This window comes from Pontibacter locisalis, from assembly GCF_042684605.1.
GTDB lineage: Bacteria > Bacteroidota > Bacteroidia > Cytophagales > Hymenobacteraceae > Pontibacter > Pontibacter locisalis.
In genome coordinates this window covers 363,779-381,185 of record NZ_JBHULU010000021.1, presented here as the reverse complement: position 1 = coordinate 381,185, position 17,407 = coordinate 363,779, and the positions used below count along the sequence as shown (strand labels likewise).

Annotated in this window: 17 protein-coding genes; 9 read left to right on the top strand and 8 right to left on the bottom strand. The window is 40.8% G+C overall.

The window, feature by feature from the left end; genetic code table 11:
- Positions 1–56: 56 nt before the first annotated feature.
- Positions 57–1,451, bottom strand: coding sequence for an undecaprenyl-phosphate glucose phosphotransferase (locus ACFSRY_RS15635; protein ID WP_377509759.1), 1,395 nt, complete (start codon positions 1,449–1,451; stop codon positions 57–59).
- 1,014 nt (positions 1,452–2,465) lie between these two features.
- Here ACFSRY_RS15635 and ACFSRY_RS15630 point away from each other — a divergent pair.
- Complete coding sequence (locus ACFSRY_RS15630) at positions 2,466–2,834, top strand: transmembrane 220 family protein (protein ID WP_377509755.1); 369 nt, start codon at positions 2,466–2,468, stop codon at positions 2,832–2,834.
- 62 nt (positions 2,835–2,896) lie between these two features.
- Here ACFSRY_RS15630 and ACFSRY_RS15625 read toward each other — a convergent pair whose 3' ends face one another.
- Positions 2,897–3,109 carry a heavy-metal-associated domain-containing protein gene (locus ACFSRY_RS15625; RefSeq protein WP_377509752.1) on the bottom strand — a complete coding sequence of 71 codons (213 nt, stop codon included), beginning with the start codon at positions 3,107–3,109 and terminating at the stop codon, positions 2,897–2,899.
- A 46-nt stretch (positions 3,110–3,155) separates the two neighbouring features.
- Complete coding sequence (locus ACFSRY_RS15620) at positions 3,156–5,390, bottom strand: heavy metal translocating P-type ATPase (protein ID WP_377509749.1); 2,235 nt, start codon at positions 5,388–5,390, stop codon at positions 3,156–3,158.
- Positions 5,391–5,943: 553 nt separating this feature from the next.
- On the opposite strand from ACFSRY_RS15620, the gene ACFSRY_RS15615 reads away from it, so the two are divergent.
- Positions 5,944–6,357, top strand: a complete 414-nt coding sequence (locus ACFSRY_RS15615; protein WP_377509746.1) for a response regulator — start codon at positions 5,944–5,946, stop codon at positions 6,355–6,357.
- Positions 6,358–6,463: 106 nt separating this feature from the next.
- On the opposite strand, the gene ACFSRY_RS15610 is transcribed toward ACFSRY_RS15615, so the two are convergent.
- The gene (locus tag ACFSRY_RS15610) at positions 6,464–6,865 is read right to left on the bottom strand and encodes a hypothetical protein (protein WP_377509743.1); all 402 of its coding nucleotides are present in this window, start codon (positions 6,863–6,865) and stop codon (positions 6,464–6,466) included.
- A 91-nt stretch (positions 6,866–6,956) separates the two neighbouring features.
- Positions 6,957–7,727, bottom strand: coding sequence for a DUF547 domain-containing protein (locus ACFSRY_RS15605; RefSeq protein WP_377509740.1), 771 nt, complete (start codon positions 7,725–7,727; stop codon positions 6,957–6,959).
- A 138-nt stretch (positions 7,728–7,865) separates the two neighbouring features.
- Between ACFSRY_RS15605 and ACFSRY_RS15600 the strand changes: the two genes are divergently transcribed.
- Positions 7,866–8,087: a hypothetical protein gene (locus tag ACFSRY_RS15600; RefSeq protein ID WP_377509737.1), complete on the top strand. Its 222-nt coding sequence runs from the start codon at positions 7,866–7,868 to the stop codon at positions 8,085–8,087.
- Between the two features lie 98 nt (positions 8,088–8,185).
- Here ACFSRY_RS15600 and ACFSRY_RS15595 read toward each other — a convergent pair whose 3' ends face one another.
- Positions 8,186–9,361 (bottom strand): T9SS type A sorting domain-containing protein, encoded by a 1,176-nt coding sequence (locus ACFSRY_RS15595; protein WP_377509734.1) that lies wholly within the window; start codon positions 9,359–9,361, stop codon positions 8,186–8,188.
- A gap of 300 nt (positions 9,362–9,661) precedes the next feature.
- Between ACFSRY_RS15595 and ACFSRY_RS15590 the strand changes: the two genes are divergently transcribed.
- Together ACFSRY_RS15590 and ACFSRY_RS15585 are read left to right on the top strand one after the other, a co-directional pair.
- Positions 9,662–11,842, top strand: coding sequence for a sensor histidine kinase (locus ACFSRY_RS15590; RefSeq protein ID WP_377509731.1), 2,181 nt, complete (start codon positions 9,662–9,664; stop codon positions 11,840–11,842).
- 28 nt (positions 11,843–11,870) lie between these two features.
- Positions 11,871–12,584 (top strand): response regulator transcription factor, encoded by a 714-nt coding sequence (locus tag ACFSRY_RS15585; protein ID WP_377509728.1) that lies wholly within the window; start codon positions 11,871–11,873, stop codon positions 12,582–12,584.
- Positions 12,585–12,700: 116 nt separating this feature from the next.
- On the opposite strand, the gene ACFSRY_RS15580 is transcribed toward ACFSRY_RS15585, so the two are convergent.
- Positions 12,701–13,378 carry a porin family protein gene (locus ACFSRY_RS15580; RefSeq protein WP_377509725.1) on the bottom strand — a complete coding sequence of 226 codons (678 nt, stop codon included), beginning with the start codon at positions 13,376–13,378 and terminating at the stop codon, positions 12,701–12,703.
- A gap of 241 nt (positions 13,379–13,619) precedes the next feature.
- Between ACFSRY_RS15580 and ACFSRY_RS15575 the strand changes: the two genes are divergently transcribed.
- The gene (locus tag ACFSRY_RS15575; RefSeq protein ID WP_377509722.1) at positions 13,620–14,669 is read left to right on the top strand and encodes a nucleoid-associated protein; all 1,050 of its coding nucleotides are present in this window, start codon (positions 13,620–13,622) and stop codon (positions 14,667–14,669) included.
- 106 nt (positions 14,670–14,775) lie between these two features.
- Positions 14,776–15,198: a hypothetical protein gene (locus ACFSRY_RS15570; protein WP_377509719.1), complete on the top strand. Its 423-nt coding sequence runs from the start codon at positions 14,776–14,778 to the stop codon at positions 15,196–15,198.
- 45 nt (positions 15,199–15,243) lie between these two features.
- Here ACFSRY_RS15570 and ACFSRY_RS15565 read toward each other — a convergent pair whose 3' ends face one another.
- On the bottom strand, positions 15,244–16,206 hold the full coding sequence (locus tag ACFSRY_RS15565) for a sterol desaturase family protein (RefSeq protein WP_377509716.1): 963 nt from the start codon (positions 16,204–16,206) through the stop codon (positions 15,244–15,246).
- A gap of 197 nt (positions 16,207–16,403) precedes the next feature.
- Here ACFSRY_RS15565 and ACFSRY_RS15560 point away from each other — a divergent pair, with 197 nt between their 5' ends.
- Positions 16,404–16,595 (top strand): hypothetical protein, encoded by a 192-nt coding sequence (locus ACFSRY_RS15560; protein ID WP_377509713.1) that lies wholly within the window; start codon positions 16,404–16,406, stop codon positions 16,593–16,595.
- Between the two features lie 107 nt (positions 16,596–16,702).
- On the top strand, positions 16,703–17,380 hold the full coding sequence (locus ACFSRY_RS15555; protein ID WP_377509710.1) for a hypothetical protein: 678 nt from the start codon (positions 16,703–16,705) through the stop codon (positions 17,378–17,380).
- The last annotated feature ends 27 nt before the right edge of the window (positions 17,381–17,407 follow it).

Here is a 17,407-nt window from a genome sequence, read left to right as displayed (position 1 = left end):
GTTGTCGCTTTTCTTTTAAAGGTGGTTCGGCTGTAGCAGGCAGCTCGGTAACCATATTAGTATGCATTCTTCTCTCCTTTAATCATATTCCAAACTGTCAGGAATATTATTTTCATATCCATCATAAAACTCCAATTTTCCATGTATCGCACATCATACTCTACACGCTTCTCCATTAATCTAAGCTCCTTTGTTTCGCCCCGGTAACCGCTTACCTGTGCATAGCCTGTTATACCAGGAGTAACAAAGTGGCGCATTTTATATTTAGATATTACTTTAGAATAATGATCCAACTGAGACACCAGGTTCGGACGAGGCCCTACTACCGACATATCTCCAAGCAGCACATTAAAGAACTGCGGCAACTCATCAAGATTTGTTTTACGCAGAAAACGTCCTACTTTGGTAATGCGTGGATCATCTTTTGTGGCCTGCAATTCCGTTTGATTGTTTACAAACATGGTTCTGAACTTGTAGCACACAAACAACCTGTTTTTCTTACCTGGCCTTAACTGTTTAAAGAAAATAGGCCCTTTTGACTCCAGTCTGATTGCCAGTGCAATAAGTGGTAATAACCACGGAAAGATCAGGAAGGTTACTGTAAGCGAGAAAGCCACATCAAATATTCGTTTCACAACCCGGTTCGATGCTATCTCAAGCGGCTCCTTGCGGATGCTTAACATTGGCACATTGTGGTAGAAGTACAGGTTCATGTCACGTTCTACAATAGCGCTGAAATCTGGCACTATACGGAAGTACACGAAATTATCGTCAGCAAATTCGGACAGGTCGTCTACTTGCTCCTTATCAGTTAAAGGAAGAGTATAGTAAATCTCATCAATACTGTTTTGCAGGCAGTATTCCTTCAACTCTGCCAATTCCCCTCTAACCTGGCTATAATAAGGGCTGAGCTCATCAGCATTATCATCGAAAAACCCCATGAACTTTGTACCTAAGTTATCATTTGCATTCAAGGTTTGATGCAAAGCTGTTGCCGCAGGTCCGGCACCAACGATTACATAGCGTGTATGAGCCATGTCTGACTTCGTGAAGTAGCCGGAAATCTGATCCATCAGCAGGCGGCTAACGCCAATCAACAGTGCCGTAGAGAGGTAAGTATAAAGCAGGAGTAAGCGGGATAACTGCTCCAGGTTGAATATTACAATACAACTAGCCAGCAGGAAAGCATGCAGAATAAACCCGTTAATCAGGTTGGCTACCTTTTTGTCGCAGGAGAATATTCCGTCAATTCTGAATAAGAAATTAGAAAAGCCAGAAACAATCCACCAGACTAAAGCAAACAGCACAAAAAACACGCTATACTGGTAGTCAAATTCCATGTTACCATACCGGAACAGGTTTGATATCTTAAAAGCAAAAAAGATAAGAGTGAAATCTAGTATCAACGAAAGGACTCTGTTGAAACTATAATAGTGTCTATATTTATTCATGGTATTAATTAGAAGAGTAGTAGTTATTTTTTCATATTCTAAAAGAACTTGTTTACTTTTTTGCCTGGCCTTCCCTCATCTCAACTTCCTCGTGCGAAACGTATTAGCCCAACACCTTTTAGATCAATGAACACCAACATAAGAATAGTTAAATACTAAAATTTAAGTTGCTGTATCGTCGCCACAATTTCATCACATTTAGCAGCTACGACTGACATGACAAAATACGGCTTATGGTTTTGCAAGGTTTATGATTTTACCAACATTCATTAAAAAAACTTAATTTTTAATATTATTAAATTCACATACTCATATATTCAAATCTGCAATTTTAAAGCCTGTTTATAATTTTAAGTCCAATTTTTCCTTTTTTTAACGCCAAATTACCCCTAAAAACTTGTTTTGCACTTTATCCAAATACACAAATTAACAGTTTCATAACATTGAAGATTTTAAGGAAACATTTATTTAACATTTTGTTTTTCCAAGCCATTTACCCCCCGCAACCGAATACCCATAATTATACAATTACATTACTTTCACCTATTTACCTAAAATGTAAGAAAGGAAAGGTTTATATAAAATTGATGTAAAAAGGCAATATGAGGTGCAGTGCCCTTGGGCACGTCCATAGGTAAAATACAATTCCATCAACTTTAACCTCTTTAGAAGTGTTAAAAGCTTAATTTACAGGTTGAAGCACGGGGGGCATCAAATACTCAACTAACTAAATTTTAGCGACTTAACTTTTATATTTAAGATACTGTAAAAGCGACTACCTTGCCAGCACCGTAAAAGGAGCAAATTCTAACAGAGGCAAAAACTGCTGTAAAAAGCAAATAAAGAAGGTTGATAAAAAGACATGGATCTAAAAATAGCAGTATACTCCAATATGATCTTCCTGCTACTGCAGCTAATTCGAGACTTTTTTGAAAACTCTATACCTCTTGAAACCGACTTAAACTTTTAGGTCGCTTCCCAGTATTGCTACTATAAATAAAGCAGTAAGTTCTGATGTTAAAGAAAATAGTCGCTACTCTGTTTGGGTTAACCTTCTTGTCCTTCGTGATTGTGCAATACAATGATCCGGACCCGGCTTTGTGGATGATCATTTATGCCATAGCTGCTTTGCTATGTTTGGCAAGTGCTTTCTACAAAGTGAACCATACGCTGCTTTGGATTGCAGCTACCGTATTTTTGGCAGGAGGTATTTATATGTGGCCTGAAAAATATGAAGGCTTGGGAATTGGCGAAGGTGATATCAAAAACATTGAGGAGGCAAGAGAAGCCTTAGGTTTAATGTTTTGTACCGTAGCCTTTTTAAGCCTCATTGTATTAGATAAGCTTACTTCACGGGTTGACAAGACAGTCAGAAGCAGTTAAATGAGGAACGGCCTGGATAACAGTAAGTACCCAGGCCGTTCCTCATTTAACTGCTTGAAAAGCTATTTTATCTGCTCAGCCTTAAAGCCAGCTTTTTCCACTGTGCTCTTTATGGTCTGGGCGTCGACAGAATCAGACTTTACTTCCAGAACCTTATCCGGGTTATTTGTATCAACATGCCACTCCTCTACTCCTTCTAATTTATTCATATGAGGAGTTACGGCCTTAATACAGCTGCCACAGTTGATGGTTGTTTTAAATTTATAAGTTTCCATAATTATCATTTTACTTATTGTTTAACATATTATTCACACTAAAAAACTAAATTTTCTTTACCCTTAACCTCAGGCTATTAGTTACTACCGACACAGAACTTAAAGCCATGGCAGCACCAGCCAACATTGGGTTCAGAAGGAAGCCCGTGAACGGGTAAAGAAGACCTGCAGCTATCGGGATACAAACAACATTGTATATAAAAGCCCAGAACAGGTTCTGACGGATTGTTTGTACCGTAGCACGCGACAGGTTTACAGCCCTTGCTACTTGAGAGAGATCGGAACGCATCAAAGTTATTCCGGCCACATCCATCGCAACATCGGTACCTTGTCCCATAGCTATACTTATATCTGCGGTTGCCAAAGCCTGTGCATCGTTAATCCCGTCTCCCACCATTGCCACCTTCTTTCCCTGGCTCTGTAGTTTCTTAACGAAATCAGCTTTATCACCGGGGAGCAACTCTGCCTGGTAATGCTCTATCCCTACCTGTTTAGCTACTGCAGCAGCAGTTTGCCTGTTATCACCAGTAAGCATATAAATTTCCAGACCTGCCTCCTGCATATCCTTTACACCTTCAGCAGCGGTTGACTTAATTGGGTCGCTTACAGCAAAGACAGCCAGAGCCTGTTTAGCATCAGAAAAGAAAATAACAGTTTTCGCATCCTCCTGCAACTGCTTTGCCGCCTGTAATAAATAGTCAGGCACTATTACCCTTTGCTCTCTGAGCAGCTTCTCATTTCCGGCAAAATAACGTTGCCCCTCAAAATCAGCCTCAATTCCCAAGCCTGTAAGGCTGCTGAAATGTTCAGGCTGGGCTGTCCGCTGCCCCTGCTCTTTGTAGAAAGTATAAATCGCTTGTGCTATAGGGTGCTCAGACTGTGCTTCCATTGAAAAGAAAAGCTTTTGCAGCTTATCCTGCTCAATGGCTTCATCTGCCCATAACACATCTGTTACAGAGGGTTTGCCTAAGGTTATTGTACCTGTCTTATCAAGTATAACGGCATTCACTTTGTGCGCGTGTTCCAGACTTTCAGCGTCTTTGATCAAGATACCCTGCTCGGCACCCCGACCCACACCCACCATTATAGCCGTAGGAGTTGCAAGGCCAAGGGCGCAAGGACAGGCGATAACAAGCACTGAAATTGTAGAAAGCAGTGCTTCAGTCAAATATGCTTCCCCGCCAAGTACCACCCAAGCTGTAAAAGTCAGAATGGCAATGACCAATACCACAGGAACAAAAATGCCTGCTATTTTATCTACCAGTTTTTGTACGGGTGCCTTTGACCCCTGTGCCTCCTGCACTAATTTAATTATATGTGCCAGAGTCGTTTCGCCACCGGTTTTACGGGCGACTAACTGCAGGCTGCCTTTCTGGTTGATTGTACCAGCATACAACATATCCCCCGGCTGTTTCTGGACGGGCAATGGCTCGCCACTAAGCATGCTTTCATCCACATAGGTAGTCCCTGCAATGACCTCTCCGTCAACAGGCACTCGCTCCCCTGGCAACAGCACGACTCTGTCTCCAACCTGAACTTCATCAATCTTTACTTCAAGTTCAACCTCACCACGCATGATCCTGACAGACTTTGGCTGCAGCCCCATTAGCTTCTTTATGGCAGATGAGCTTCTGTCTTTGGCCCCTTCTTCCAAGTACTTACCCAGCAGAATGAAAGCTATAATTACGGCAACAGCTTCATAATACACATGTGGCATCAGCCCCCGGTCCAGGAAAAACTCTGGGTAAACAGTATTGAAAACACTGAACACAAAGGCAATACCTGTACTTAGCGCAACTAAGGTGTCCATATTCGCTCTAAAGTGCTTAGCTTGTGCCCATGCTCCTATAAAGAAACGCTGTCCTGCCCACAAGAGCACAGGAGCTGTTAACAGCAGCATAGCCCAATTACCCCAGGTGAAGGTATTATGGAAAAACATGCCCATTATAAAAACGGGAAAAGCCAGAACACCAGCTACAATAGTTTTTCGCTTTAGCTGAGCCATTGCTCGTGCCTGGCGCGCTTCTAATTCCTCTTGTGTCTTTTGTTCGGTTAAAATATCAAAACCAATTTCCTGCACCGTGTTCCTAAGCTGCGACGGACTAGTAACTTCGGGCTCATAAACTACCTGCAGGGTTTTACCGGCAAAATTTACACTTGCATCTACAACGCCATCACTTGCTTTCAGCATACTCTCAATGCTGTTGGCGCATGAAGCACAAGTCATCCCTTCCACTGGAAAGGTGTCCTTTATTGTTTTTTTATCTTTTACAATCGCCATAGTTTTATTTTCTTGTCTCGATACAAAGGTATAAACACCCGCTGCGGATCTTGTTACAGAATTTTCAGTAAGGCTTACATCTTTTACGGATCAAAATATACTTTCGCTTAGGGCTCAGAATCACCTCATAGGGCTGAAAGCACATGTAGGTCAGGGTTATAAAACCACATGCCGTACTAAAACAGAATCAGTAAAACAATCAAGAATATACCTCAGTAACTGCTATCAGGAGTTAAGATTTAGTAATTCCGCAGAACGTTTATAACCTTACAATAAAGAATATGGCATATAGCCGGCAAGCACATACCTGTCACAACTTTTAAACAAAATGGCTACATTTGTACGCTGGCAGCAGATAATGTTTAGCATTAGCCATGGAGAGCAAACCGGCAAGGTTCTTGGAGTCTTCAAGTGTCTCTACCTTCAGGACAAATATTGCAGGTATACACGTGGTTCAATCACAGGCAGAAGTATTTGGAGTACACTAGTGGTAGAAACTACCGGTAAATCTTGATACCTCCTTCAGAGGTTTGTATAAAAAATGACTTAGTAGATGAGTGTATTAAAAACTATTTTATTAATTGATGATGATCAGATTAATAATTTCGTTTGCGAAAGTATTATCTCCAATGAGAAGTTTGCACAGAAAGTAATCAGTTATGAGCGGGCAGAAGAGGCATTGAGTTTTCTTAAAGTTTGTGCCTTAACAGAGCCTGACATATTCCCGGAGTTGATTTTTTTGGATGTGAACATGCCAGGAATGGATGGCTGGGCATTTTTGGAAGAGTACGAAAAGCTTCCGGAACAAGTAACAAGAAAGTGTTGTCTGTTTATGCTCTCCTCCGCCGTTGACAGGAAAGATATCGTATGTGCCAAGAGCCACAGCATGGTGAAAGACTTCTTCTCCAAACCTTTGTCTCCTGAAACGCTGGCTATCATTCAGGAAGATCACATGGGCTGCGCTTAAACCAAACGCCACTTTCATTTTCTAATTAGTAAGGCTGATAAAACAAACTATACCATACAACAAGAAGGGGCTGCAAAATTGCAGCCCCTTCTTGTTGTATGATTCCTTACCTACGACCATAATCTGCGTCATCAGGTTTTTTTTTATCCTTGCCTAAAGGCTGATCTCCCCGGCGGATACCTGCTACATCATCGTCCATTCCGGTATCGCTTCCTTCGTAATGAAAGCCAGGTCCCTGAGCGAATTCTTCTGTGCTCTTCTCATCATTACCACCGTAGCCAGTTACTTCGTTTCCCTCAATCTTAAGGTTTTTCAGTTTGTCTTTTTGCCCTCTCCTTTCCGTCTCCCCGTTAGGTCCGATATTACGCTTCGCTGAAGGATCAGGGTGGTTGCCCATACCCACGCGCTGATGATAATCACTGTTTATATTATCCGGGCTATCTGGAGTGGTCTGCTTATATTCATTATCCTTATGTTCATTATCGATATTATCTTCTTTATTTCGCATGACTCTTTAAATTTAGTTCAGTTTAATATACGCTTGCCCGATACACATGTTCAGAAATCGAAGCAAACACTTAACATAATAAAACAACTATTTACTTTTCGCTCACATCATTCAGATTCCAGTCATAGTTATAGTACCTGACAGTATATCCCTTAGGAATAGGCTTACTTCTATACTTGTTTATGTAACTTATAACAGAGGGCGAATGAACTAAAAAGTCATCCGCATACCACTTAAAAATTTCTGAAACTCCAGCCTCTTTTGTTTTCGTTATCACCCGGATGAACTGGGGATTGTTCAGTGCGGCATTAGTCTGTGTTTGTAGCTGATCCTCTACTTCCTGTGGCCTGTAGGCAGTATTTAAGAGCGGTGGGCATGACTTAGCGGCACAAACCAGGGCCAGATGAATACGGGCATCTTTAAAAGGTAACATTAACCTTTCCTTTTCCAGCTCATTTAATGTAAGTTGCTCTCCCGCTACTCTGAACTTCTGCTTATCAAAGAACCCTGGAACATTCATCACAGACTTTATGGGATAGTTTTCTAACACCTGGTGCAGCACAAGTATGTTGTAAGCATTAATGTAGAAAGCTTTCCGCTCAGAGGCTGCTGCATTGCTCAGCTTAAACTGACCAATTTGTTGCACCAGGCGGTCCAGTGCAGGCTTCTCCCTTTGCAAGCCCCTATAATCGACCTGCCCGTTCTTCACATACTTTTGAAGTAGTCCGGACACGGAGTTATAAAAATCCTCGCTTTGATAGGAAGAAATAACAACTGCTCTTTTCAAAGGGTCTGCTACAGCTGTTAAGGATATATTCAAACCTATCAGTAATGCCTGTAAAACGAAAAGGAATTTTATCATAGAATCAGTAGTAAGGAATTTGTGTCCTCATCTAATTAACAAGAAACGCACCATTCTGTTATCTTTGCGTCAATATCTGATTTTATGGCACTACTGTTGCCTCTAAGATGTTGACAGAAAAAATATTGAGAGTGCCTTATGAAATATTCCAAAATATACGACCCAAGGGAGATGAATTCCTACCAGTTTGTTTCAACCACTGGACTTATCATGACTTTGGTAGCACACCTGATCCTGATCCTGTTAAACAAAACGGTTGAGAATTTTACGACTTTATACCTTTGCTGGTCTGGCTTTTTTGTAATTGGCACCGTTGTGAATTTCTACAGCAAACCTGAAGAAGACCACCATCACCACTAAACAATTTTAAAACATATACTTCGAGTAATGATTTAAAACTTAACAAAGAGCCCTCAGATAAATCTGAGGGCTCTTTGTTAAGGCATCACATCCTATTGCTATTTCACTAAGATCTTTTTTGTTAGCAGTTTCTTTCCCTGGACAATCTGCAGAAAGTAGATGCCGGGACCAAAGGGCATCAGGTTGATTTCCCGGCTGGATTCCCCATCCAGTTTCTCTACAGTGTCTACAAATACCTCGTCTCCTTTACTATCCATCACCCTTACCACCGTAGTACCCTTTTTATTAAGTTTAAATTTCAAATGAAAGCGTCCGTTGTTAGGGTTTGGGTAATATTCAATTGCCTCAACTTCAAGCTCATCTTTAGCTTCTACCTTTGCTCCTGCATCCTGCAGTGCTTTTACATCCTTAGAGGTAATGTCTTCCACTTTAGTTTTATGCAGCACGATCACGGTTGCCTGCTGTCCGCTCCTCCCAAAATGGTATCCGTCAATTTCTTCCTTATTCCCAGCCTCATTTATCCTGTAGACAGTAGTTTTGCCCGTTGAGTCTGTTTCTATTTTTATACTGTCGGATGTGGTGTACTGTGCAGTAGCTCCACCTGTACGGAGGGCTTGCTCTCCATTAATCAGAATAGAAGATGTTGCTGAATTATTAAATAAAGTTACCCAAGAGGAATCAGAGCTTATTATCCTGAACGACTTACCCTCTTCACCTTCATTAAAACGAAGTCGTTCTAATGAAGGTATCATTACACTATCTGCATGAAGCAAGTATACTTTCTCCTGTTCCAGCGTTTTTATAAGAAAAGTATCGCCACCGGCTCCTTTCATTCTCTCAAAAAGCTTTGCCTTGTCCTCCTCACTAATTGCTTTACGCATTTTGTAAACCTGAACTTTGGTCCCCTTTAGTCTTTTCCCCAGAGCAGAATCCTGGCTAATGTTGTAACTGACATCCAGAGGCATTTTAAAGTACTTTTTAGCAACTAAGGTGTCAACCTTCACAGATCTGAGAGTTCTGAGCCTCTGCCAGCTAGCAGTATCCAGCTTTATATCTTTAACAGATCGTAGTAAGGCTACATGATCAGCCACATTTATTACAGTGTCTTTACTGTAGAAAAGCTTTCCATCAACACTTTTAAACAACTTTATTCGCATTGTCTTCGGCTCCTCCTCTTTGACACTCTTCTGAGCTAAAAGAGGTTGTAACGGTAGGAGAAAAATTAATAATCCAAGCAGGAGCTTAAGGAGATTTAGTAAGACATTAGTGTTCATAGAATTAGGCTTTAAGTTCTTATCAAAATTACGAAAGAGGATCGCGCAACTCAGTTAAGGTGAGGTTAAAGTCTGTTAAGAAAAAGTTAAAGTCTGTAAGAAGGCAACTAACCGAGTAACTTAGGATGTATTAATTTGTAAGCAAGTTAGATATGTGCACAAAAAGGTGTATCTTATTTTGAATATCAAGCTGTTACAAAAAGTGAGATAGAAGTCAGAAAGCTCAGGGTAGGGTTCAGCCTTAAGTTAAAGAAAAGTTAAAGTTGAGCATTGGCTTTACCATTATCGTAATTTAGTAGTGTGAAGAAGTATACAATCATCGGTGTCATTGTACTAATGAGCATATCGCTATTAGGTGTTGTGGGCTTACAGCTTTACTGGATAAACGATGCCATTAAAGTAAGGCAGGAACAATTTGACAGGGCTGTAAATAATGCGCTCATCGGTATTGTAAATAAACTGGAGACGCATGAGGCTGTTACCACAGTAACTGATCAAATGGCTGATTTAAGTAAGTCTGCCGATTCTACACAGATCTCCGCCTTCCCTTCGGCAGACCCTGTTTCTGATAAGCCAGTAACAAAAAAAGAACACATACCAGAAGTTAATAAATCAACTGCTGATATTGTTAAAGAAAATGCTGGCACCAATGCAGCGCCCTTTCCTGCTGCTACATACTTTGAAGTAAAAGGTGCAAGGAAAATGTCATTTGCAAAGGCTGAAAGAGAAGCAAGTGCTGGTAGTTACCAATTTTTCAGCATAGCAGACTCTGCCAAAGTTAAACAAGCATTAAAGAGCCTTTCCGGGACAAGAACAACGATCATACCCTCTACAATACCAGGTAATACAAATCATTACCAGCGCATTAAAGCTAATCAGACATACAGTTTGAACATAGCTCGTTTACGAAAAGGTAAAATTCTGCAGTTAGAGCATGACACTGTTCACAACATGATCAGGTATAGTAATAAACCTTTTAAAGTTTCTGCTGACTCTTTAAGGCATATAGCCATTCAACTTGATAGCTTATCCAGGCATGTAGAGTTTTCTAATGTTTTCAGGCCTGTTGAAGTGGCTTCTATTGATGTTAGAAACGATAGCATCTTTATCTATCGAAAAGATAAAAACAACCCCATTATTTATAGATCATCTACTGAATCAAAGGCTGAAGATTCAAAAAGAACAAGTCCTCAAAGCATCTATTTCAGAGAAAGATACCCCTCCAAAAATTCCGGTTCACCTGTTGGAGTTGCAGTTGTACCATCTCATAACGAAAAAAGAACATCAGAGCCAAAATCCGCTGATAGGATTAAAGTTTCTAAAGTTCCAAATCCCAACGCAAAAGCAACTAACATTGAGCGGATAGAGGTTAAAAAGGACAAGCTTAATGAGGTGGTACAGAAGATGGTAGTGGAATATGTGGTAAAAGATGTTCCTCTACAAAACAGAATAAACCTGCAGCAGCTACCAGATCTAATAAAATCAGAATTGAAGAACCAGGGACTGGACATGGACTTCGGATATTGGGTAGTAGCCGGTAAGAATGATACAATTACGGTTCGCAATGTAAAAGCCCTCAACAACCGCAGCATACAAAAATATCAAGCCAGTCTTTTCCCAAGTGACATCTTTGATAAGCAGGATCATTTAGGACTATATTTCCCAGATAGCAAGGCTTATGCTATCAAGTCTATTTGGGGAATGCTTGCCCTGTCGGTATTTTTTACTTTCGTTATCGTTGCCACTTTTGGTACCACAATCCATATTATTTACAAGCAAAAGAAGCTGTCTGAGATGAAGAATGATTTCATCAATAATATGACGCATGAATTTAAAACACCCATTGCCACCATCTCTCTTGCCACAGATTCTATTGCTAACCCTAAGGTGTACGAAAAGCCGGAAAAAATTCAATACTACACTAACATCATTCGCCAGGAAAACAAACGCATGAATGCACAAGTGGAAAACGTGCTTCAGATAGCTTTGCTGGAAAAGAATGAGTTTAAGATGAAATTGGAGCCCGTAGATCTCCATGTGCTAATCATCAAGGCTATTGAAAGTGTACGACTACAGGTGGAGCAGCGTCTTGGGAATATTCAGTTACATTTAGAGGCAGCACATTCTGAATTGCATTCAGATGAAGTACACTTATATAATGTGATCTGTAACTTGCTCGATAATGCGAACAAATATTCTCCTGCTTCTCCAGACATTAACCTGACTACCCGTAATGTGGCAGGCGGTATAATGATAGCAGTTGACGACAAAGGAATGGGTATGAGTAAAGACACGCAGCAACGTGTGTTTGAGAAGTTTTACCGGGTACCCACCGGAAACCTGCATAATATCAAGGGCTTCGGGTTAGGACTTAGTTATGTAAAAGCCATCGTGGAGGCACATCACGGGAATGTAAGGCTTTGGAGCGAGCTTGGTAAAGGCAGCAGGTTTGAAATTTTCTTACCTATTTCTAAAAGTTAATCAAAGTATAACCTTTATACTTCTTTCAATGAATGCAACACAGCAACATATTCTTCTTGCCGAAGATGATTCTAATTTCGGAATAGTGTTAAGGGATTATCTTGAGTTACATGATTACGAGGTAACGTTGTGCGCAAACGGGTGCCTTGCCATTACCGCTTTCCGGAAAGGCAACTTTGATATTTGCCTTCTGGATGTGATGATGCCGGAGAAAGATGGTTTTACCTTGGCCCGAGAGATAAAGAAGATAAACCCTGATGTACCTTTAATATTTCTAACGGCAAAGGCTATGAAAGAAGACATGCTGGAAGGTTTTAAAATAGGGGCGGATGATTATATTACCAAGCCATTTGATTCAGAGGTGTTACTATATAAGATCAAGGCTGTTCTAAATAGAAGGTTGCCTTTAGCTGTTGAAAAAGAGGAGCAGGAACGATTCACGATTGGTCATTACCTGTTCCAGCCAAAGTTGCGTTTACTCACCCACAGCAACGTAGAGCAAAGGCTATCTCCAAAAGAATCTGACTTATTGCAGATGCTTTGCCAGTACATGAACGATGTACTTCCCCGCGAATTGGCCTTAGGCCGTATCTGGAAAGAAGACAGCTACTTTACTGCCCGCAGCATGGACGTTTACATTGCAAAGCTCCGTAAATACTTGAAAGACGATGCTGCTGTAGAAATTATGAATATCCACGGGAGAGGTTATAGGTTATGTATACATAATAATGTTATGTTATAATTGTTGTTTTAAGGAATTCCTACAATACTATAAAGGCGAAGGCTGCAGTCCAATTGCAGCCTTCGCCTTTATAGTAGCACTAAACATTTAGCAGTTTACCCTCTTCGGTAAACAGTTTAGAAAGTAAAACCCACAGATGCTTTTACAACCCTGTTATAAGTCTCAAAGCTATTATTTGCATCTACAGAGCTTAGGCCATAGTCATACCCCGCGCTGATGTTAAAACCATTGACAAATCGGTAGCCTAAACCACCTGAAACAGCAACATCAAGCTCGCGAAAACCGCTTTTCATGTCCCATTCTCTGTTTAAGGCTTTAAACCCTAGTGCTCCAGCTTCAGCCTGTATTTTATTAGATACCAGATAAGACACCTGCGGCCCACCATAAATATGGAATCCTTCTCCAATGTATACTTTAGCCAAAACAGGTACATCAATGTAATCTGCTTTATTTGTAAGTGTAACTGTAGCATTCAAAAACTCAGCCTGCTCCATAGGGATTTTACCTACAAGCCTCATCCCCTTTTGCGAATACTGTATTCCAGGCTCAATTTCAAAACCTGGGGCCACTGGTATGGCCAGATAACCTCCTATATGAAATCCTTCACGCATCTGGCGACTCACAGAACCATTGGTAAAATCCATCAGATTCTGAACACTGTTCACAGTCTCTCCTTGCCATTCAGCAAGGTTAGCGCCTGCTCTTATTCCAAATCGTACTGGCTGTTGTTGGGCATTAACTTTGGCTGCAAACAGCCCTATAACAACAGCTATAAGTAAAAATATCCTCTTCATGATCGTAAAATTTAAAGTCCTCACCTTTTATAAATAAGCTGCGCTGCTCACAAAGGCTCAATGGAAAAACCGTGCCAAAAGAAAAGTTCCATTGCCTTTAAACTTAACCTGCAATTTAAGTATTCTGAAAATCAGACGATTAAAATTAAGTTGTATAACCTTTCCTCATTTTAGTTTTTCTGATACTGTTTATCAAGCTTTTTAAATCCCTACCTTTGCAGTCCTTAAAGTAGAAGCAAAAATGACTGAAAGAACACAGGTGCGCCTGAAGCAATTAGCAATACACAGGGTAGGGAATAAAGCAAAGGAAGAAGGGGTTATTGCCTCAAAAGAATTGGTAGACCTGCGGGATGAGCAGCTGTCAGACCTTCTGCGGAACTATTTTCTTTCCCCGTTTAAGCAGGAGGAGTTCTTTCGTTTTACCCACACTTCCGACATTGCTCTAAATGAGATGTTCGCTTATTCGGCTCTTATTTTCACAGAACCGAAAAACTTTCATGAATACTCCATCCACATTCTAAACCACCTCTACGAGCAATCTGACCACCCCAAGGTAAAAAGCGGAGAGTTATACGTGGTGTATTTCTCCGGATGTGTAATGGAGGAAGAAATCGTAGATGCCATTGGTATTTTCAAATCTGAAAACAGAGACACCTTCCTTACTTTTCAGGATGAAGACGATGACCTGAACGTGAACTATCATTCTGGTGTAAATCTGAAGGGAGTGGACAAAGGATGCATGATCTTCAACATAGAGGCTGAAGACGGTTTCAGGGTAAAACTAGTAGATGCCAACAGTACAGATGCTGTTTTCTGGAAGGATGATTTCCTGAACGTAACCGAGCTGAAAGACACTAACTTTAACACCAAAACAGCTTTGAACCTGTGTAAGGATTTTTCAGAGGAAGTGTTTGCCAGAACAGAGAGTAAAAAAGCACAGGTAGATTTTATCAGCCGTTCAGTGGACTACTTCTCTAAAAGTGATACATTTGATCTGGAAGAATTTACCAGCAGCGTTATTGATGAGCCGGAGACAAAGGAGCGATTCAAGAACTATAGCCAGACTTTTGCTGAAGAAAGAGACATAGAAGGATTTACTGATTTTGCCATTAATAAGAATACAGTGCGTAATATGAAGCGCAAATTCCGGAACTTTATAAAATTAGATACACAGATAGAGATAAAGTTTAGCGGGTATAATCCGGAACAAAGCGAGCAATACGTTGAGCGGGGTTTTGACCAGGAGCGCGGCATGCATTTTTACAAAGTATACTTTCACAACGAGAGCTAACGTTTACCAGAAACTATAGCCACTGTGCTTTTGTTGACAATATTCATAATTTGAAGAGAACAGGAACGATTATTGCCGACACCTGATAAGACATAAACTGAAAGACATGAAGAGAATTGCCCTTGCCCTATTATTTACTTTTTCCACTGGTGCTGCCTTTGCTCAGGGTGCAACTACAAAGCAAACTCCTTCGGCACAGGCTGCTGAGGAGAAATCAATAGAAGAGCGTGCCAAAGAAATAACAGCAAGCATGGCAAGCCATTTAAGGCTGACACCTGAACAAACACAAAAGCTGCATGCCGTTAATCTGAAGAGCATGGTGAGTGCTGAGGAGGCAAAAGAAAAGTATAAGGCTAATCCGCGGGAAGCGGTAAAGCAGATGGACATTATCAACCAAACAAGACTCTCACAGATAAAGGACATCCTTTCTCCGATGCAGTTTCAGCAGTACCAGCAGCGCAGGGAAGAAAAAATGGGTGTTCCAAAAGAAGCTCAAAGTAACCCAACCAGAGGACAACAGAGTTATTAAAAATTTAAAGCATGGCCTTAGCCATGCTTTAAATTTACCTACCCCTTACGCTGCACCTGCGGCATCTGAAGGTCGTGTAAGACTCTCCTTTTGACCAGGCTCTCTTATCATCCCCTGTACAACCACTTGTTTTAAGCTATTCCGCTGATGTTCTGTTACTACTGTTCCGGGAGGCTTAAATAAAAGGTTAAACACTTCTTTAAAAGAAGCTGCGTGCTTTATGTCCTTCCATATATCCACCCACTCATGGAAGACCAGATATACGGGGTTGTAAGACTTCACCGGTTTGCTTAATCCATAAACAGGCTGTTCTCTCTCTGGTTCAAAGGTCCCGAAAAGTCTGTCCCAAATGATAAAGGTGGAGCCATAGTTCCTGTCAATATATTTTGGGTTTGATCCGTGGTGCACCCGATGATGTGAGGGGGTAACCAAAACATACTCAATGGGCGCAGGCAGTTTCTTAACTAGTTCTGTGTGAACAAAAAATTGATATAAAACTGCTACCTGATGGCAAATAAAGAACGTGAAAGGGTCAAGGCCGATAAAGGGTACTGGCAAGAAGAACACAAATTTAATGTGCTGAGTCCAGCTTGTTCTGAAAGAGACCGAGAAATTCATCTTTTCAGATGAGTGATGGGTTACGTGTGTGGCCCACCAAAACCGCTGCTCATGCGATATTCTATGAGCCCAATAGCGGCAGAAGTCAACTGCTATAAAACATAGAACGAACCCCCACCATACCCGCGGCACGGACCAGGGAACAAGGTTATATACCACCATTGCTATGGCAAATAACCATATTTTTATAGCACCGCTTAGTAAAGTATTCACAACGCCAATGGTAAGGGCAGCAAAAAAGTCTTTCTTATGGTAGTAATTGCGCTTTTTATAAACTGAAAAGAATAATTCTATTAAAACCGACAACACAATAACAGGAATCGCATAGTGCATAATGGTCAGATCGTCCAGCCCTTTCAGTTCCTCAAGCGTGATTTTCTGTTTCTCCATGAGTCTCTCATCTACTACATTCTATAGCCATTTCAACGGCAAGGCTTTTAAAGAGTTAGTAACCGACTAAGTAAATTCTTTATATAAATAACGACAGGAAGGGAAAGTTCTGATTTAGAAGGCTAAACAGGGGCAGGAAAAAGTAAAAAGAGTTTTTCAGATAGCATTGTTTTATACCTTTGTTAAAATATTAGATCATGCGCATCAGAAAGAAAGTTAATGCTACTTTACCTAACCAAAGCTCCAGGTTTACTGCTTTAGATAGTTTTGTTAAGGCTGCAGAAAAAGAAGGCTGGACAGAACAGGAAATACAATTTGTAATTGATGAAGTGGTAGAAGCAAAAGATGATAAGGAGGGGCTGGAAATTCTGAAAGACTACATAGCCTAACCTAGTGTGCTTGCAACCTTTTCTGTCTCAGTGGCATCTTCAGTTGGAAATGCAGTAACTAAACTATCTTTATTCAATCTAAACTTAAAGCTTTCACAAGGAAACCGATGAGACGAAAGTTAGGGGCTGCACTTCTGGTGGCCTTGATGTTGACCAGCTGCGAAGACAGCGTTTTGGACCCTACAACAGAGGTTACAGGTAAAGTTGTGGATCATGTAACGAACCAGCCTCTTTCCGGAGTCACTGTTTCTTTATCTGAGAATGATGATGTTTGGTTAGGTGGAGCCCGAGTAATAGCCGAGCAGCAGACCGATGTCAATGGCAACTTTGGGTTTACCTTTGAGTGGAAAGAAAGCCCCTATAAAATCCGGGTAAGCAAGCAAAAGTACACCTATCATCATGTGGAGTATAATGAGAAGTTTAAAAACCTACCTCCTGTTATAACAGATTACCAGGAGCTTGAAAGCCTGAATAAGAAGCAAAGTTTAATTTTTGATATGGAGCCTGTCGGAGCTTTAGTAGTAAACATTACAAAGTCACAACCTCAGGCAAGTGATAGTAAACTGACTATAAAGTTCGAAAATGTAAATAAAGCTACGCCAACAGTAGGTCCACAAGTTTATACAGGCAATAGCATTTCTGGATTTTATGTTGGGGGCTATGCTATTGCGGGAAAGTATGTACGATACATATATACCATAGAGAAAAGTGGTATTAGCCAAACCACAAGAGATTCCGTGCTCATCAAGCACGATGTTCCCACTACGCTGGATATTTCTTATTAGACAAGAGGCAGCTACGCTGCCTCTTCC